This is a genomic window from Streptomyces platensis (genome assembly GCF_008704855.1).
Lineage (GTDB): Bacteria > Actinomycetota > Actinomycetes > Streptomycetales > Streptomycetaceae > Streptomyces > Streptomyces platensis.
Genome location: NZ_CP023691.1, coordinates 1171051 through 1189244 on the forward strand (window position 1 = coordinate 1171051; position 18194 = coordinate 1189244).

At 71.5% G+C, this 18194-nt stretch carries 16 protein-coding genes and 1 riboswitch; of the genes, 7 read left to right on the forward strand and 9 right to left on the reverse strand.

Annotation, left to right across the window (positions count from 1 at the left end; all coding sequences use genetic code 11):
- The first annotated feature begins 9 nt into the window (after positions 1-9).
- Positions 10-657, forward strand: coding sequence for an FMN-binding negative transcriptional regulator (locus CP981_RS04820; protein ID WP_085927418.1), 648 nt, complete (start codon positions 10-12; stop codon positions 655-657).
- A 127-nt stretch (positions 658-784) separates the two neighbouring features.
- Here CP981_RS04820 and CP981_RS04825 read toward each other — a convergent pair whose 3' ends face one another.
- The 3 genes from CP981_RS04825 to CP981_RS04835 all read right to left on the reverse strand — a co-directional run bounded on the left by CP981_RS04825 (position 785) and on the right by CP981_RS04835 (position 3743).
- Entirely contained in the window at positions 785-1762 is a 978-nt protein-coding gene (locus CP981_RS04825; RefSeq protein ID WP_085927417.1) for a DMT family transporter, read from the reverse strand.
- A 213-nt stretch (positions 1763-1975) separates the two neighbouring features.
- Positions 1976-3097 carry an EamA family transporter gene (locus CP981_RS04830; RefSeq protein WP_085927416.1) on the reverse strand — a complete coding sequence of 374 codons (1122 nt, stop codon included), beginning with the start codon at positions 3095-3097 and terminating at the stop codon, positions 1976-1978.
- A 115-nt stretch (positions 3098-3212) separates the two neighbouring features.
- Complete coding sequence (locus tag CP981_RS04835; protein WP_085927415.1) at positions 3213-3743, reverse strand: Clp protease N-terminal domain-containing protein; 531 nt, start codon at positions 3741-3743, stop codon at positions 3213-3215.
- Positions 3744-4038: 295 nt separating this feature from the next.
- Between CP981_RS04835 and CP981_RS04840 the strand changes: the two genes are divergently transcribed.
- Complete coding sequence (locus tag CP981_RS04840; protein WP_085927414.1) at positions 4039-4467, forward strand: type II toxin-antitoxin system Rv0910 family toxin; 429 nt, start codon at positions 4039-4041, stop codon at positions 4465-4467.
- Positions 4468-4527: 60 nt separating this feature from the next.
- On the opposite strand, the gene CP981_RS04845 is transcribed toward CP981_RS04840, so the two are convergent.
- The gene (locus CP981_RS04845; RefSeq protein ID WP_190146370.1) at positions 4528-5169 is read right to left on the reverse strand and encodes a PadR family transcriptional regulator; all 642 of its coding nucleotides are present in this window, start codon (positions 5167-5169) and stop codon (positions 4528-4530) included.
- 198 nt (positions 5170-5367) lie between these two features.
- Here CP981_RS04845 and CP981_RS04850 point away from each other — a divergent pair, with 198 nt between their 5' ends.
- Entirely contained in the window at positions 5368-6189 is an 822-nt protein-coding gene (locus tag CP981_RS04850) for a PhzF family phenazine biosynthesis protein (protein ID WP_085927413.1), read from the forward strand.
- Between the two features lie 68 nt (positions 6190-6257).
- Here CP981_RS04850 and CP981_RS04855 read toward each other — a convergent pair whose 3' ends face one another.
- Positions 6258-7067, reverse strand: coding sequence for a CPBP family intramembrane glutamic endopeptidase (locus tag CP981_RS04855; RefSeq protein WP_244329560.1), 810 nt, complete (start codon positions 7065-7067; stop codon positions 6258-6260).
- Between the two features lie 193 nt (positions 7068-7260).
- Between CP981_RS04855 and CP981_RS04860 the strand changes: the two genes are divergently transcribed.
- Positions 7261-9048, forward strand: coding sequence for a substrate-binding domain-containing protein (locus CP981_RS04860; RefSeq protein ID WP_085927411.1), 1788 nt, complete (start codon positions 7261-7263; stop codon positions 9046-9048).
- Between the two features lie 17 nt (positions 9049-9065).
- Here the strand turns inward: CP981_RS04860 and CP981_RS04865 are convergent, their stop codons facing one another.
- The gene (locus tag CP981_RS04865) at positions 9066-10619 is read right to left on the reverse strand and encodes a glutamate-cysteine ligase family protein (RefSeq protein ID WP_085927410.1); all 1554 of its coding nucleotides are present in this window, start codon (positions 10617-10619) and stop codon (positions 9066-9068) included.
- Positions 10620-11207: 588 nt separating this feature from the next.
- Here CP981_RS04865 and CP981_RS04870 point away from each other — a divergent pair.
- Both CP981_RS04870 and CP981_RS04875 read left to right on the forward strand, forming a co-directional pair.
- The gene (locus CP981_RS04870) at positions 11208-11795 is read left to right on the forward strand and encodes a hypothetical protein (RefSeq protein ID WP_085927409.1); all 588 of its coding nucleotides are present in this window, start codon (positions 11208-11210) and stop codon (positions 11793-11795) included.
- Between the two features lie 343 nt (positions 11796-12138).
- Positions 12139-12333, forward strand: coding sequence for a DUF5999 family protein (locus CP981_RS04875; protein WP_042152060.1), 195 nt, complete (start codon positions 12139-12141; stop codon positions 12331-12333).
- Between the two features lie 69 nt (positions 12334-12402).
- Here the strand turns inward: CP981_RS04875 and gcvP are convergent, their stop codons facing one another.
- On the reverse strand, positions 12403-15288 hold the full coding sequence (gene gcvP / locus CP981_RS04880; RefSeq protein ID WP_085927408.1) for an aminomethyl-transferring glycine dehydrogenase: 2886 nt from the start codon (positions 15286-15288) through the stop codon (positions 12403-12405).
- Positions 15289-15475: 187 nt separating this feature from the next.
- A riboswitch (glycine riboswitch) is annotated at positions 15476-15572 on the reverse strand.
- Between the two features lie 114 nt (positions 15573-15686).
- Here gcvP and CP981_RS04885 point away from each other — a divergent pair.
- Positions 15687-16070 carry a PRC-barrel domain-containing protein gene (locus CP981_RS04885; protein WP_026170300.1) on the forward strand — a complete coding sequence of 128 codons (384 nt, stop codon included), beginning with the start codon at positions 15687-15689 and terminating at the stop codon, positions 16068-16070.
- Here the strand turns inward: CP981_RS04885 and CP981_RS04890 are convergent.
- Complete coding sequence (locus tag CP981_RS04890) at positions 15980-17434, reverse strand: DNA polymerase IV (RefSeq protein ID WP_085927407.1); 1455 nt, start codon at positions 17432-17434, stop codon at positions 15980-15982. The genes CP981_RS04885 and CP981_RS04890 overlap by 91 nt on opposite strands.
- Positions 17435-17500: 66 nt before the next feature.
- On the reverse strand, positions 17501-18106 hold the full coding sequence (locus tag CP981_RS04895) for a MerR family transcriptional regulator (protein ID WP_018093277.1): 606 nt from the start codon (positions 18104-18106) through the stop codon (positions 17501-17503).
- Between the last annotated feature and the right edge of the window lie 88 nt (positions 18107-18194).

Genomic DNA, 18194 nt, shown 5'->3' on the forward strand with positions numbered 1-18194 from the left:
GGAGCCACCGTGCTGATCCACCCCTGGGACGCCCCCACCGAAGACGCCGAGTGGCAACAGTGGCTCGCGGCACACGACTTCGGCCAGCTGGCCGCCAATGGACGGCCCGGCGAACCACCGATGCTCCAGCCGCTGCACTTCGCCTACGACCCGGCCCGCCACGAGGCCGTCACACATCTGGCCCGGCCCAATCCCCTCTGGAGCGCGCTGGAGGACCGGCCGAAGGTGCTGCTGAGCGTGGTGGACGACTACACCTTCATCCCCGGCCCCTGGCAGGCGGCCGAGGACCAGCCGCCCGAGCACGGCGTTCCCACCAGTTTCTACGCCGCGGTCCAGCTGACCTGCACCGCCCATGTGGTGGACGACCCGGAGGAGAAGGCGGCGCTGCTGCGACGCCAGATGGGGCACTTCCAGCCGGACGGCGGCTCGGCGCCGGTCGCGGCGGAGGCCGCTCCATACGGGCGGCTGCTGTCCGGCATCCGTGGTCTGCGCCTCGAAGTGCGAGAGGTCCGCGCCAAGTTCAAGTACGGGGGCAAGCGGAGCGAGGCCGTCCAGCACGGCATCTCGGAGCGCCTCGCCGAGCGCGACGGCCCCGGGGACGCGGCGGCGCGCATCCACCAGCAGCGCAGACTGGCCACGGGGAAGCCCGCTTCCTGACCTGCTCCCCCTGCCCCGCCGTTCCGAGGGGCCCGGACGCACGGGGCCCCGGACGCACGGGGCCCGGACGCACGGCCCCCGACATACGGGTGCCCGGCCGACCACCGCCGGCCGGGCACCCGCACCCTCAGCCCGCCACCGGAGCCACCGACCGCGCGGCCGACACCGCTCCGCGCGCCTCGGTCACCGCCAGCGCGGCAACGGCCGTCAGCAGCACACCCGTTCCGATCGCCGTCGCCATGGTGAGCCGCTCCCCGAGGAACAGCACCGCGATGGCCGCGGCCGACACCGGCTCGATCAGCGAGATCACGGACGCGGTCGCGGCGCGCACGGCGGCCAGTCCGGCGAAGTACAGCCCGTAGGCCAGCGCGGTCGGCACCGCCGCGATATAGGCCAGCAGGCACAGGCTGCGCCCCAGATCGTGCGCCTGGGGCCACAGCCCCTCCACCGCCGCGAGCGGCAGCAGACACAGCGCACCGACCGCGAAGGCGCTGACCGTCGAGGCGTACGGATCAGTGCCGCCGCCCTTGCCCAGCCGCCGGGTGATCAGCGTCATCGCGGCACAGCCGGCCGCCGACAGCAGGGCATAGCCCACCCCGGCCGGACGGACATTGGCACCGCCGTCGCCACCGAGGACCAGGATCGCCAGCCCGGCCAGCGCCCCGGCGACCGCCAGGACTCCGCCCGCGCCGAGCCGTTCGCCCATCGTGACCCGTGCCCCGATGGCGATGAGGACGGGCCCCGCCCCCATGGTGACGACGGTGCCCACGGCCAGCCCGGTGGTCTCGACGGCGGCGAAGTAGGCGGCCTGGAAGACGGCGAGGGCGACGCCGGTCAGCACGATCCGGGCCAGGCGCCGGCCGAGCGGCTCGTACGGGGCAGCCGCGGCGGCGGTACGCGACCGGCGGCGCAGCAGCGCCCGTACGGCGAGCAGCAGAACCAGCCCGCCGAAGGTGCGCCAGAACGTGAGGGCGAGCGGGCCCAGTCCGCTGCCGCGGTAGAGGAGAGCGGCGGCCGCGCCCGCGGTGCCCCAGGCGGTCGCGGCGAAGGTGACATACAGCAGCCCCCGGCCCACGGGAAGGGCGGAGGAATCAGTGGCATGCATGGGAGAGGTGCTCCGGGAAATCCAGGACGGCGTCATGCGCCGTGGAATGGTCGCGTGGTCCCGTGTGCAGGCAGCGACAAGGGTCCGTCCGGCGCATCAGGCTCGGACAGGCCCTGGCGGCTCGGGATCAGCCCGAGCCGAGGTTTCCTCGGAGGCCGCCGCCCGCGTTACGCGGCGGGAGGGGGCAACACAGTCGAATGCATGATCGACACCCTATGTCGCCGGGAAGCCGGCCGACAAGTCGTCCCCGGTCCGGGCCGAGGACGCCGGGGTGGCCCGGGACTCCGGGGAGCCGCCGCCTCCTGGGGACTCCGGGGAACCGCTGTCCCCAGGGACGCTCGCGCCGCCGCCCGTGCCCGCACCGGCGACCCGTACGGTCTCCGTCGTCTTCGGCTTGGCCGACTGCGCGATGAAGGCGCCGGTCAGCACCACCACCCCGCCCACGATCTGCGGTGCGGAAAGATGCTCACCGAGCAGGACCCAGGCCAGCACCGTCGCGATGACGGCCTCCAGACAGGCGACCACCCCGGCCACCTGGGGCGAGAGCCGGCGGATCGACACCACACCGGTGAGGTAGGCCGCCACCGTCGCGATCAGCACGATCCAGGCGAGCAGCAGAACGGCGGGCATCTGGATTCCGTTCAGGTCCGCGCCGCCGCCGAGCACGGCCCAGTCCATGCCCCAGGGGCGGGCGATCGCGGTGAGGAGGACGGCGCCGATCAGCAGGCCGTAGGCGATCACACCGAGCGGGTCCACCGCATCGTCGCCGTCGGAGCCGTGATCCGAGAGCACGAAGTAGCCGACCTGGCAGCAGGCCGCACCGAGCGCGAGCGCGAGGCCGACGACATCGAAGCTCAGCCCGGACCAGACCTCGACGACACAGGCCAGTCCGCCGACGGCCAGCACCACGCCGACCGCCGCGGCCCGGGTGACCGGCCGCTTCTGAACGAAACGCACCCAGCCCAGTACCAGTGCGGGCGCCAGATATTCGATGAGGAGCGCGACCCCGACGGGGATACGGGAGAGCGCGGCGAAGTAGCACGCCTGGACACCGGCGACGGCGAGCAGCCCGTAGCCCGCGAGCAGCGCGGGCCGACGGAGCGGCAGATTCCGGTGGCGCCAGGCGAGCGGCAGCATGACCAGCGCCGCCCCGGCCACCCGCAGCCAGGTGACCTGGAGCGGTTCGAGACCGGCGGATATCAGAGGCTTGGCGGCGACGCCCGAACCGCCGAAAGCGAGCGCGGACACCAGGGCGATACCGAGGCCGGCGCCGCGTCCGCCGGGCGCCCGACGACGGCGCACCCCGAGGGCGGGCGATGACTGCTGGGCCTCCATGGCCCCGGAAGCTCCCTGGCCCGAGCCGGACAGTGCTCCAGCCGAGCTCCCCGAAGACGCGTGCATCCGGCCATCATGGCAGCCGTCGTCAGCAGTGACACCCCCCAGACCCCTGTCAGTCCTGGCCGGGGCGCTCCCCGTCGAGACGGTGGGCGAGCCGGGCGGTGTCGACGGAGGCCCGGCACAGCACCTCGACGGCCCGCGATTCCGGGTCGTCCACCAGAGCGGCAAGCAGGTCGAGGCAGCCCGCGCGGGTGGCGTAGCGGGCATGGGCGCGGTCCAGCGCGCCGTCCAAGGCGGCGGCCGCGGCCGGTGACCATCCGGGGACGGCCCCCTCGGCGACCACGGGGACCGCGCCGGAGTCCTCGACGGTGCCGTGCCATTGGAGTCCGTAGCCGATGCTGCGCTGGACGAGGTAGCCGAGCAGCCGCGCGACCTGCGGTCCGCCGTCGAAAGCGGCGCGTACGGCGGGGTCCGATTCCAGGAGGCCGTGCAGCAGATGGGCGGTGTCGACCTGCCGGTCGCCATCACGGGTGGCTCGCCTGCGGGCCGCGGATATGACCGACGCGAGCTCTACGGTGAGCCGGGTCTCAAGGTCCTCCGGGGCGGGGCTGTCGCCACCCCTGTACGCAGTACGGTTTTGCACAGCACCCACCCCACCAGCCCCTGAGGACCGGAACATCACCGGCGGGAAGCATTTGCGTCTCCCACGCTGGTTGCGCATGTCCCCGCGCGATCTCATCCTCACGGAGGAGATGTGCGGAAATCGTGGAGGTCAGACATACGGGCGGGGGGCGACCGCCCGCCACCGCCGCCGCCGGACCACCTACCCCATAACTGACGACCCATCAGGACAGTGCGGTCCGCGCTATTGAACCTTCACCCCGGCAGGGCTACGTTCCGCGGCACCAGCCAGGGATCGTCACTGAAGGGGTGATCGCATGGCCGAAGTCACCGCGCAGGCCCGCATCGAGGCATCGGCCGCGAAGGTCTGGGAGCAGCTCACCAACTTCGACTCCTACGGCGAGTGGAACGCCACCCACACCGCGTTCCCCAAGGGCGGCCCGGAATCGCTCGAAGTAGGCGCCGGCTACGAGGAGAACATGAAGCTGATGGGCTTCCCGGCGGAGGTCGCCTGGACCGTACGGGAACTGGAGCCCGGCCGGCTGCTCGACATCGAGGGCAAGGGCCCGATGGGCGTCACCCTGGGGATGCGCTACGCACTCACCCCGGACGGCGGGGCGACGGCCGTCCGGATCGACGGCACGTTCACCGGCGCCGCGGTCTCCCTGATGGCCGGCAAGCTCAAGGACTCGGCGAGCGCCGCGCTGAACGAGTCGCTGCGCAGGCTCGCCGGCCTGGTCACCTGACGCTTCGGGGACCGCCCCTCACCCCGGCCCCCGAAGCCCGCGCCTCTGCGCACTTCGCGCTCAGTCTTCCTCGGCAAGGATCAGATACAGCTCCTTGCGCGCCTTGTTGACCACCGCCATGGCCTTTTCCCGCTGCTCGGGACTGCCGGTGGCCCACACCTGCCGGAACGCCTCGACCAGACCGCCGCCCGCCTTGCGGATCTCGTTCATCGCCTCCCAGTCGACGCCGCGGCCGGCATCCTCCCAGGGAGCGTCCGAACCGCTGTCGGCCTCGGTGCGCCCGGCGTCGGTCAGCGAGAACAGCTTCTTGCCGCCCTCACTGGCGCTGGCGATCAGCCCCTCGTCCTCCAGGAGCTGAAGCGTCGGATAGACCGAGCCGGGGCTGGGCTTCCACGCCCCACTACTGCGCTCGGCGATCTCCTGGATCATTTCGTAGCCGTGCATCGGACGGTCCTTGAGCAGCGCCAGGATCGAGGCGCGCACATCGCCTCGGCGCGCCCGGCCGCGCGGTCCGCCGCGCCCCCGGCCGCCGCCGAAGGGCGGGCCACCGAACGGTGGGCCGAACGGGCCGAAGGCCGAGCGCCGCCTCTCCCAGCCACCCGCGAAGTCGCCGTGGCCGCCGTGGCGCCCGGGTCCGCAGTGCTCATGCCGATGCTCATGTCCGTGTTCTTGTCCTTGGGAACGCATGATGACGTCCTCCATTTCTCTATCGTTGATCGGTCGCGATGCCTCAACGATATATCGGGACTGTTCGTCGAAGCAAGGCCCTTCCCGCATCTCGTCAGCGCCTCACGCACACCCGGAACGCCACCCCCACCGGCCACCGCGGCCCGGATTCCCGGCCAGTTCTCCCGGATTGGCCTTGGCCGGTGGCTCTGCGGCGCGCCTACGCTCGCGGCCATGAGGATTCGCATCGTCGACGCCTTCAGTGAGCGTCCCTTCGCCGGCAACCCCGCGGGAGTCGTACTCCTCGACTCCGGCGCCTTTCCCGATACGGCCTGGCTCCAGCGGGTCGCCACCGAGGTCAATCTCTCCGAGACCGCCTTCGCGCATCCGCTGCCCGCGGGCGGGGACGCCGACTGGGCGCTGCGCTGGCTCACCCCCGTCGCCGAGGTGAACATGTGCGGGCATGCCACTTTGGCCACCGCACACGTCCTGCACACCACGGGGACGGCCACCGGTACGGTCCGCTTCCACACCCGCAGCGGGGTGCTGACCACTACGGCCGACGACCATGGCGCGATCACCATGGACTTCCCGACCGCCCCGCTCACCCCCGTCGAGGTACCGCCGGTGGTCGCGGGCGCGCTGGGCACCGAGATCCGCTCCGCGCACGACACCGGCCCCGATGTCGGCGATCTCCTGGTCGAGCTGGCCGACGAGAAGTCCGTACAGGCACTGGCCCCGGACCTCAAGGCGCTCGCCGGGCACGGCGGCCGTGGGGTGATCGCCACCGCGCGGGCCGAAAACCCCGACAGCGGCTACGACTTCCTCTCGCGCTGCTTCTTCCCCAACGTCGGCATCGACGAGGACCCGGTAACGGGCAGCGCGCACACCGCGCTCGCGCCGTTCTGGTCGGCACGCCTGGGCCGTACCGCCCTGGTGGGTCTACAGGGCGGCGCCCGCACCGGCTTCGTACGGACCGAGCTGCGCGGCGACCGTACGCTGCTGACCGGGTCGGCGGTCACGGTCATCGACGGGGAACTACTGGCCACCGACTGAGCCGGCCCACCCGGCGTCGTCCCTGGGGAGGCGCGGCAGGCACCGCGGTGCCACGCGCCTCCGCCTGCTCACGGCGTCGGCAGCCACCCCACCCGTCCGGCGAGCAGCGCATAGCCGACGAACGCCACGATGTCGATCAGCGCATGGGCGGCGACCAGCGGGCCGACCCGCCCCCACCGCCGGTAGAGCAGGACGAAGAGCACGCCCATCACCATGTTGCCGACGAGGCCGCCGATGCCCTGGTAGAGGTGGTAGGAACCGCGCAGCACCGAGCTGGCCGCGAGCGCCGCGAGCGGCGACCAGCCCAATTGCCCCAGCCTGCGCAGCAGATACCCGACGACGATGACCTCCTCCAGTACGGCGTTCTGCACCGCGGAGGCGATCAGCACCGGGATCTTCCACCACACCGCGGGCAGCGCCTCGGGGACCACCGTCAGATTGAATCCGGCCGCCCGCGCGCCCAGGTACAGCAGCAGACCGCTGCCGCCGATGACGGCCGCCAGCGCGACGCCGCGGCTCAGGTCGAAGCCGGGCCGCCGCCGGTCGAAACCGATCGCCCGCAGGCCGCCGGCCCGTTCCCGCAGCAACAGGTGCGCCACCAGCACCACCGGCACCAGCGCGCTCGCGATACCGAACAGCTGCCAGGCGAGATCCAGCCAGGGCCGGCCGGGCGCATGGGAGCCGTTGAGCGTCGCCGCCTGGTCCTTGAGACCGCCGGGCTTGGTCACCGAACCGATGAAGCTGATCAGCGCCGACACCCCGCTGGCCCCCAGCGAAAGGGCCAGCACGATCCATGTCTCGCTCCGCAGAATGCTGCGGGACGGCTCCTCGACGAGCCCGTCACCAGGCCCTTGACCTGGAACGTCCGCATCGGCCACAGGACTTGTATCCGACTGCACACTTCCTCCGCTTCCGCATTTACCACCTCATCGCCACCACCGCCCCGCTAGGGTCTCGGCAGCAGTTACGAAGATCGCGCACGACAGGCCGGGGACGGGCGCCATCCCGATGGCGCGTTTTCCCCCACCGGCGCATCCCGGTCGAGCTCCGAGAAGGAGAGGCGCTACCGCAATGGGACGACACAGCTTGCCCGACGGATCCGCACCGGCGCGCACGGGGGCCCGCCGAGGAGCCCGTCCCCGCGCGCTCGTCCTCGCCACCGGCCTCGTGCTGACCGCCGCCGCCGGCACGGTCGTGGCGCTGGACAGCGGTCTGCTCCCGTTCGGCGGACCGTGCGGCGGCGACGTGACCCGGCTCGATGTGGCCGCCTCGCCCGATATCGCCCCGGCGGTCGAAGCGGTGGCCAAGTCGGCGCGGCAGGAGGCGGCGCGTACCGACGGCAGATGTCTGGACGTCAGGGTCACCTCGCGGTCCGCCCACGAGGTCGCCGACGCCTTCGGACAGCGGCCGGTCGATCCCGAATTCCAGGTCTGGATACCGGATTCGAGCCTGTGGGTCGACCGGGTCGGCGCGGAGCGCGGCACCCCGCTGACCACCGCCGGCATCATCGCCTCGTCCCCGGTCGCGCTGGGCGCCGTCCCCCGGGCCGCCAGGTCGCTGGGCTGGCCGGAGAAGACCTACACCTGGACGGAACTGACCCGGGCCACGGCGTCCGGCGACGCGCTGCACCTGGGTGTCGCCGACCCGTCCCACAGCGCCACCGGCCTGCTCTCCCTGGCCCGTATCAGCGCCGCCAACACCAAGAAGGCACCGGATCGGGTCACGGCCGACACCCGCACCGCCGCCACCGCGCGGCTGCTCAACCAACGTGCCGCGGACGGCGACGGGCCGGCCATGGCCACCCTGCCCCGCGACGCCTCCGGTGCCGAGCAGAGCGATCCGCGCCGCAACCAGGCGCTGCTGCTGTCCGAGCAGGCCGCCTTCGCGCACAACACACGCACGAAGAGCGGGCCGGATCTGGACCTGCTCTACCCCGAGGACGGCACGGCCCGGCTCGACTACCCCTACACACTGGTCGACAACAGCGAGACGGACCCCGAACGCTCCCGCGCCGCCAACCGCTTCCTGACCCTGCTCAGCGAGCCCGCCGGACAGCGGGCGCTGCGCCGGCTCGGCTTCCGGGCCCCCACCGGGGAGGCGGAACCGAAGGTGGTCAAGGCGGCCGGCGGGCGCGACCCCCAGCCGTACTCCGCCGCCCCCGCCGAGCCGCCGACGGCGAAGGAACTCCAGGCCCTGATGGGCATGTGGACGATCACGGTGCAGAGCGCCCGGCTCTCCACCGTCGTGGACGCCTCGGCATCCATGGGCGCCCCGGTCCCGGGGCACAACGGCCGGTCCCGTATGGACCTCGCCAAGAATTCCCTCCTCCAGGCGCTGACCACGTTCACCTCCGAGGACGAGATCGGACTGTGGAAGTTCGCCACCTCACTGGACGGCGACAAGGACTACGTGGAGCTCTCCCCCACCGAACGGCTCGGCGGCCGGGACAAGGACGGCAGCAGCCACCGCGAAGCGCTCGCCGACGCCTTCGGCGCGCTGGCCCCGGAACCCCAGGGCGCCACCGGCCTGTACGACACCACGCTCGCCGCGTACCAGAAGGCCCGCTCGACCTATGCGAGCGGGAAGTTCAACGCGCTGGTCATCCTCACCGACGGCGCCAACGACGACGCCCACGGCATCGGCCTGGACGCCCTGGTGGGCGAGCTGAAGAAGCTCTCCGACCCGAAGCGGCCGGTGCCGCTGATCGCCCTCGCGATCGGCCCGGAGGCCGATACCTCCGCCCTGAACCGCATCGTGGCACCGACCGGCGGCTCGACGCACCGGGTCAGCGACCCGTCGCAGATCCACCAGGTGATGCTCAAGGCCATCATGGCGGCGGGCAGCAACATCCCCCGCTGAGCGGCTCGCGGCCCCGGCTACGCCCCTTCCGTTGCCGCCTGCCGTGCTCCCGGTACGGCCGGACGCCCGGCGGCCGGCCAGGCGACCGGCCAGGTGTGCACCGGCGTCCCGGTGTGCATCAGCTCGCTGTAGCGCCGGGTCATCGCGGCGAGCGCGGCGTCCCGGTCCAGGCCCTGGCGCCGGGCGTGGTGGAAGGCCGCGGCCTGCCAGGACGCCCCGTTCGCCCGCCGCCGGCAGCGCTCGTCGATGATGCCGAGAAAGTGGTCCCGGTCGGCCGGCTCCACCCCCCAGGCGTCCAGCCCGCGGGCCGCCAGCGGCAGCAGCTCCTTGCGTACGAGTCGTACGGCCGAGATTTCGGCGGTACCGCCCGCCCGCCCGGGACGCGGCCACTCCAGGGCGGCCTCGATGCCGTACCGGCAGGCGGTGTCGAAGTTGCGGGCCGCGGCGGCGAACGGGAGCCGCGTCCATACGGGCCGCGGCTCCTCGGCAAGCGCCCGCACCAGGCCGTAGTAGAAGGCGGTGTTGGCGATGACGTCGGTGATGGTGGGACCGGCCGGCAGCACCCGGTTCTCGACCCTGAGGTGGGCGACGCCGTCGGCGACCGCGTAGACGGGGCGGTTCCAGCGGTAGATCGTGCCGTTGTGCAGGACCAGTTCGGCCAGGTCGGGCACCCCGCCCTCAGCGAGGATCCGCAGCGGCTCCTGCGCCCCGCACACCGGCAGCAGCGGCGGGAAGTACCGCACATTCTCCTCGAACAGGTCGTATGCGGAGTCGATCCAGCGCTCACCGAACCAGGTGCGGGGTCGCACCCCCTGGGCTTGCAGCTCGGGCGAGCGGGTATCGGTGGCCTGCTGGAAGACCGGCGGCCGGGACTCCCGCCACAGCTCACGGCCGAACAGGAACGGCGAGTTGGCGCCGACCGCGACCTGGACGGCGGCGATGGCCTGTGCCGCGTTCCAGACAGCGGCGAAGCGGCCCGGTGTCACCTGGAGATGCAGCTGGACGGACGTACAGGCGGCTTCCGGGGCGATCGAGGGCGAGCGGGATACCAGGTGCTCAACGCCGCGGATGTCCAGGGCGAAGTCCTCGCCGCGGGCGGCCCGCATCTGGTCGTTGAGCAGGACGTAGCGGTCGTTCTCGGAGAGGCTGGCGGCCGTGAGGTCGGTGGCGTGCAGCGTCGGCAGAATACCGATCATCACGATCCTGGCGGCGACCTCCCTGGCCTTCCTTTCGGCATAGCCGAGTCCCGTACGGAGTTCCTCGGCAAGCTGGTCCAGCACCCGGCCGCTCAGGCGGTGCGGCAGGATGTTGACCTCAAGGTTGCACTGGGCGAGTTCGGTCTGGAAATCACCACTGGCGATGCGCTCCAGCACTTGAGTGTTCATCATGCGGGGCAGCCCGTCGGCGCCGGCTAGATTGAGTTCGATCTCCAGACCCATGAGATTCCTGGGCCGGTCGAACCTCTTCTCCACCAGGAGCCTGTGCAATCCCTCAAGACAGTCGTGCAGCTTTCTTCGATAACGCTCCCGGTCCGCCAGGTCGATCCCGTCCGCGGCGACCTTCTCCCCCATCGAAGGGTCCCTCCTCGAGTGAACAGCCCGCGGCCACGGGCCGCTTGGGGCCGTCCCCGACACCGCCGGGGCTCGCGCTACGGTCGATGATGCCCCGGCAATCTGATCAATAACGCGGCGGGGGCATGCCGGTGCCGATAGGCTCGAAGTGATGCAGCGTCCGGCACTGCCCATAGGCATATCCGCGAGGCACTCGCCCGCGGCAATTCACTCGTGAGAAACAACGACGAGTTCCGGCCTACCGCGCCGGCAAGGCAATACAAGGTGGCGTCCATAAAACGCCGCACAAAGCGGTGGAAAGCGCCTCGCGCAGCGGTCCGGATTTCACCTTGCCGGAAATCCACAAGGCCGGTAGCCGAAACAATTTCAGAACATACGTCGTATAAACTCCGGTGACGAGGCAGAGACTTGGCGCCCAGCGTCTCGGTGATCTCACCGACACCGGGCTCAGCGGCTGCCCCCGCCCGGCCGCCGCCCCGGCCGGCCACGCTCTGACCCGCCCGCAGACAACGCCGTTTGCACCCGCCACGCTCCACCGTGTCTCCGAGCCACGCTGCACCGTGTCTCCGAAGTGAGAGGCGACCCACCATGCCGCTGCACCTCCCCCCTGCCCCCGCACCCGCCCTGCGCAGCGTTCTCGCCGCTCTCGGCTCGCCCACCGCGGTCGGCGAGGCCCCGGTCTCCGCGCTGCGCGCCCATCAGGGTCCGCTCAGCCCCGACCACCCGCTGCCCGTCCATGTCTGGGACGACGTCAGCCGGGCCGGCGGCGCCCCGCACACCCGACTGGCCGGATGGCGCTTCCTGGTCCGCGGCGGAGAGCGTGCCGTGGCGACCGCCGAGACGGTGCTCACCGCGGACGGCTGGACCTTCGGGCGCTTCTGCGGCGGCCCCTACGTCGCGGCGACCGAGCAGGCACTGGCACAGGCCGAGTCACTGGCCACGCCCTACCAGCCGCGGCTGCTGTCCGTCCCCGAGCTGTACATGCTCACGCTGTGGTTGCATCACGACCTCATTTCCGACGGCGCCCAGGGGCTGCCCGCGCCCGGCGACCTGCTCGTACCGCTGGCCCCCGCCCCACCGGGTATCGCCGCACACCGTCCGCAGCGCATCGCCGATCTGCTCCCCCGGCTCACCCTGCGGCTCACGCCCGCCCCGCTCCTCGCCGAACCCGCCTGATCCACCGGCGCCGGCGCGGATCCCCGCGCCGCTTCCGGCGCCTGCCGCCGCGCCCGAGCATGCTCCCCGACCCCGTCCGGTCACGGGGCGCTCTGTCGCGCTCACCCAGGCGGCCTAGTCCGCGGATACCACTCCCAACCCTCTTGGGGAGGAGTGCAATTGGGAGCAACCGCCCGCATGGGTGACGCGTCCCTACCGAGTGAGTACCGCTGCTGCGAAATCCCTGCGGAATCCCGTCCGTGGGGCAACACTGGGACCGACCGACAGAAACGGGGGAGCGGCCATGAACACCTCATCGAGCCGCACGACGACGTTCACTTCACCGCAGCGAAAGACAACTTCCATGTGTCAGCACCAACCGCCCTGCCCGTCCGCAGACTCCACCGACCGGGAGGCCGCACACCTTGTGGCGCACCATCCGGAGCAAGGCTGGAGCCTGCTCTGCAACGGCGTCCTGCTCTTCGAGGACACCGGTGAGCTGCTCCCCGACGGGCAGGTCATCGCCCCGCACCGCGCCCGGGTCATCGCCGCTGCCTGACCCGCCGCGCGCGCCACGTACCACAGGGCCCCCGGCAGATCTGCCGAGGGCCCTTGATGCTGCCGTGACTCAGTTGTCGTACTCGTCCAGCGGCGGGCAGGAGCAGACCAGGTTACGGTCGCCGAAGGCACCGTCGATGCGGCGCACCGGCGGCCAGTACTTCTCCGCGGCGACGACACCGGCCGGGAAGACGGCCTCCTCACGGGAGTACGCGTGCGCCCAGTCGCCGCCGAGCGCGCCCGCGGTGTGCGGGGCGTTGCGCAGCGGGTTGTCGTCCTTGTCCCACTCCCCCGAGCCGACCTTCTCGATCTCCGCGCGGATGGCGATCATCGCGTCACAGAACCGGTCCAGCTCGGCGAGGTCCTCGCTCTCGGTCGGCTCGATCATCAGCGTGCCGGCCACGGGGAACGACATCGTCGGCGCGTGGAAGCCGTAGTCGATCAGCCGCTTGGCCACATCGTCGATGCTCACCCCGGTCGCCTTGGTCAGCGGCCGGACGTCGATGATGCACTCGTGCGCCACCAGGCCGCCGGGGCCCGTGTAGAGCACCGGGTAGTGCGGCTCCAGCCGCTTGGCGATGTAGTTGGCGCTGAGGACCGCCACCTGAGTGGCGCGCTTGAGGCCGTCGCCGCCCATCAGCCGGACGTACGCCCAGGAGATCGGCAGGATGCCCGCCGAGCCCCAGGGAGCCGCGGAGATCGGCCCCACGCCCGTCTCGGGGCCCGCGGTGGGCTGCAGCGGGTGGTTGGGCAGGTACGGCGCCAGGTGGGCGCGTACGCCGACCGGGCCGACGCCGGGGCCACCGCCGCCGTGCGGGATGCAGAAGGTCTTGTGCAGGTTCAGGTGCGAGACATCGCCGCCGAACTTTCCGGGCTCGGCGAGCCCGACCAGCGCATTGAGGTTGGCACCGTCCACGTAGACCTGACCGCCGGCCTCGTGCACCGCCGCGCAGATCTGGGTGATGTGCTCCTCGAACACGCCGTGCGTGGAGGGGTAGGTCACCATCAGGACCGCGAGCTCGTCACGGTACTTCTCGATCTTGGCGTGCAGATCGTCCGTGTCGACCTCGCCGTCCTCACCGGTCTTGACGACGACGACCTTCATTCCGGCCATCACGGCGCTGGCGGCGTTGGTGCCGTGCGCCGAGGACGGGATCAGGCAGATCGTGCGCTGCTCGTCGCCGTTGGCGCGGTGGTAGGCGCGGACGGCCAGCAGACCGGCCAGCTCGCCCTGCGATCCGGCGTTCGGCTGGATGGAGACCTTGTCGTAGCCGGTGACCGTGGCCAGCCGCTCCTCCAGCTCCTGGATCAGCGTGAGGTAGCCCTGGGCCTGCTCGGCCGGCGCGAAGGGGTGCAGCTGACCGAACGCGGGCCAGGTGACCGGCTCCATCTCGGTCGTGGCGTTCAGCTTCATCGTGCAGGAGCCGAGCGGGATCATGCCGCGGTCCAGCGCGTAGTCCTTGTCGGCGAGGGTGCGCAGGTAGCGCAGCATCGCGGTCTCGGAGCGGTACTCGTGGAAGACCGGGTGGGCGAGGTAGTCGTCGTGGCGCAGCAGCCCCTGCGGCAGCGCGTCGGCGGCGGCCGCGTCCAGCTGCTCGACGTCGCCGGACACCCCGAAGGCACCCCAGACGCCGGCCAGCTGCGCCCGCCCGGTGGTCTCGTCACAGGCGATGCCGACCAGGTCCGCATCGATCTGCCGGAGGTTGACACCGGCCTCACGGGCGGCGGCGACGACCTCGGCGGCCCGGCCGGGCACCCGCGCGGTCAGCGTGTCGAAGTAGGTGCCGTGTGCGATCTCCACCCCGCCGGCCCGCAGGCCCTCGGCGAGGACCGCGGCGTAGCGGTGGGTCCGCCGGGCGATGGTCCGCAGGCCCTCGGGGCCGTGGTAGACCGCGTACATCCCGGCCATGACGGCGAGCAGCACCTGCGCGGTGCAGATGTTGCTGGTGGCCTTCTCCCGGCGGATGTGCTGCTCACGGGTCTGAAGCGCCAGGCGGTAGGCCTTGTTGCCGTCGGCGTCGACGGAGACGCCCACCAGACGGCCGGGGAGGCTGCGGGCGAACTGGTCACGGACGGCCATGAAGCCGGCGTGCGGCCCGCCGAAGCCCATCGGGACACCGAAGCGCTGGGTGGTGCCGACGGCGATGTCCGCACCGAGCTCACCGGGCGAGGTGAGCAGCGTCAGGGCGAGCAGATCGGCCGCGACGGTGACGATCGCACCCAGCTCGTGCGCCTGCTCGATGACGGCGCGGGGGTCCCGCACCGCGCCGGAGGCACCCGGGTACTGAAGCAGCACACCGAACACCCCGCGCTCGGCGATCTCGGCCGGAATGCCGTCGGACAGATCCGCGACCACGACCTCGACGCCGGTGGGCTCCGCACGGGTCTCGATCACGGCGATGGTCTGCGGCAGACAGTCGGCGTCGACCAGGAACACGCCCTGCTTGACCTTGCCGACCCGGCGGGAGAGCGCCATCGCCTCGGCGGCGGCGGTGCCCTCGTCCAGCAGTGAAGCACCGGAGGTGGGCAGTCCGGTCAGGTCGGCGACCATCGTCTGGAAGTTCAGCAGCGCCTCCAGGCGGCCCTGCGAGATCTCCGGCTGGTAGGGCGTGTACGCCGTGTACCAGGCCGGGTTCTCCATGACGTTGCGCAGGATCACCGGCGGGGTGAACGTGCCGTAGTAGCCGAGACCGATCATGGACGCCAGGACCTCGTTGCGCTCCGCCAGGTCCTTCAGCTCCTGGAGCACCTCGGCCTCGGTACGGGCCTGCGGCAGGCCGAGCGCCTCGGCGCTCTTGATCACATCGGGTACGGCGGTGGCGGTGAGCTCGTCCAGCGACCCGAATCCGATGTGCGCGAGCATCTTCGCCTGCGCCGCGTGATCGGGACCGATGTGCCGGCGCTCGAAGGGGGTGCCGCGTTCCAGCTCGGTCAAGGAGATGCGATTGGTGGTCATCTGCGGGGGCCTCCTGGTCGGTACGACCTACGAGGGGCACCACGGCACGGGTGCCCGGACGGCCTCCCCCTCTGTCATTCAACCTGAGAGCTTCACCGGCCCGCGCATGGCGGTCCGGCTTTCACCGTCGGTGAGGAGGGGTCCCGGCACTGTGGCTTCCGCGGCCCGCCCTGCTTTCCAGAGTGACCTCGTCCATGCGGTACGTGTGCCTGAGAGATTCCGGGGAGGATTTGCTCCTTCGGCGCCCTGGTCGCGAACGACAAGGACTCTCCCGCACGGGGTCTGCGGCCATTCGCCAGCCTACCAGCGTGGCTCTCGAAGGCTCCTTCGAGTGGCCGGGGCATGAAATGTGCCGTTTGGTAGTTGTCAGAGGGCAGTTGCGACCAATTGGAGGGGCCGTGCAAACCGATATCGATCCCCGAAGCCTGATCGGCCGCAAAGCGTTCGACCGCAATGGCGCGAAAATAGGGACCATCGACGAGGTCTACCTCGACGATGCGACGGGGGAACCGGAGTGGGCGGCCGTGCGCACCGGACTCTTCAGCCGGGATGCGTTCGTCCCCCTGGAGCCCAGCAAGATGGTCGGTGAGGGCCTGCACATCCCTTACGACCGCAAGCTGATCAAGGACGCACCGGACTTCGGCGTGGGCCGCCATCTCTCCCCTGAGCAGGAACTTCAGCTCTATCACCACTACCGACTGGATATTTCTTCCCCGACCGACCCGGTGTCCCCCGGCTCCGGCGACAAGAACTTCGGCAAGATCGCCGGCTCGGACGACTGACCGTCGGCCGGCGCCCCGCCCACCAGCGGCAGGGGCTCCCCCGGCCGCAGCGCCGGGTCCTCGACAGCAAAGGTCCGCACCCTCCCCGGTGCGGACCATGGCGTTTCGAAGCGGACGGTCACTCTCCCCACCCCGCTCCCCTGCACCCAGCCCGCGCCGAACTCGTCGTGGACCACGTCCAGCCCCGGATACCAGCGCCGCGGCCGCTCCTCCTCGGCCTCGTGCGGCTCCCGCTCCCCGTCGGCCTGCTCCACGGCCGCCGCGGTCGCGGCCTCCGCCGCCTCCCGCTCCGTCGCCAGCTGGGCGAACAGATCCTCCTGTGTGAAGTCCGCCAGCCCGCTGACACCCACACCCAGCAGCCGCACCCCGCCGGTGGTATCCACCGTCTCCAGCAGGCGCACAGCGGCCTCCCGTATCACCGCCGGGTCGTCGGTGGGCCCCCGGAGCGTCTCGGACCGGGTCAGCGTCGAGAAGTCGTAGTTACGCACCTTGATGACCACCGTGCGACCGGAACGCCCGGCCGCCCGCAGCCGCTGTACGCAGCGGTCCGCCAGCCGCAGCACCTCGCTCCGCACCCGCGTCCGGTCGGTCAGATCGACCTCGAAGGTGTCCTCGACGGAGATGGACTTCGCATCCCGCTCGGCCACCACGGGCCGGTCGTCCTGCCCCAGCGCCATCGCATACAGCCCCGCGCCGTGTGCCCTGCCCAGCAGCCGCACCAGCTCGGCCTCACCGGCCTCCGCGGTCTCCGCGACGGTGTGGATCCCGGCCCGGCGCAGCGTCTCGGCCGTCGCGGGACCCACCCCGGGCAGCGTCCGCACCGTCATCGGGCCCAGCAGCTCCCGTTCGGTGCCCGGCTCGATCACCACCAGCCCGTTCGGCTTGGCCGCCTCGGACGCGATCTTCGCCAGCATCTTGGCCCCGGCCAGCCCCACCGAGCCGGTCAGCCCCGTCGCGGAGCGGATGTCCCGCCGCAGCTTCTCCCCCACGGCCCGTACGGCCGCCGTCTCGGCCGGCACCCCGCCCGCCTCCAGGTCGACGAACGCCTCGTCCAGGCTCAGCGGCTCCACCAGCGGCGACAGCGCATGCAGCAGCTCCATCACTGCGTCACTCACTTGGCGGTAGAGCGTGAAGCGAGGACTGAGATAAGCGGCGTTGGGACACAGCCGACGCGCCTGGGCCGTCGGCATCGCGGAACGGACCCCGAAGACCCGGGCTTCGTACGACGCCGTGGAGACCACACCACGCACGCCGACACCGCCGACCACCACGGGCTTACCGCGCAGGCTCGGCTTGGCCGCCTGCTCGGCGGCCGCGAAGAACGCATCCATGTCCAGATGCAGAATCGTCGGGGCAGGTCTCACATCTCCGATGCTGCCCCATGCCACTGACAATCGGCCCGATGCCGGGCCGCGCGCTCCGCCGGGGCCTCAGCCGGCCCGGTTGCGGCGCCGTGCCAACTCGTCGTGCGGGTTCTTCCCGACCAGCGTCTCGCCGGTGTCCACGCGCTCCCCGTGGAGCTGTGACAGCGCGCCCTCCACGTCCCGCCACACCACGCCCACGGCGATCCCGAAGACGCCCTGGCCGCCCTGGAGCAGGTCCACGACCTGGTCGGGCGAGGTGCACTCGTAGACCGTCGCGCCATCGCTCATCAGCGTCATCCGCGTCAGATCCGCCAGCCCACGCGAGCGCAGATGCTGGACGGCGGTGCGGATGTTCTGCAACGACACCCCGGTGTCCAGCAGCCGCTTGACGATCTTCAGGACCACGACGTCCCGGAAGCTGTAGAGCCGCTGGGTGCCGGAGCCGTAGGCCGGCCGGATGCTCGGCTCCACCAGGCCCGTACGCGCCCAGTAGTCGAGCTGCCGGTAAGTGATGCCCGCTGCCGCACAGGCGGTCGGGCCGCGATAGCCGATGTTCTGCGCCTCGCAGTCCCCCGACACCGCCGCGGCCGGTGCCGGGGCAGGGTTCGCTGCTGCGCCCGAGTGGAGCGGCAACGCCCCTTCCGCCGCCATACCGTCGCCGGTGATTGCCACGCCGCCCTCCGTCCTCCACGTCCCGGACGGGACCTGCCACATCGACGGTATGCAGTCACTCGGGGTGCGTCAACGATCGCCGCGCTCG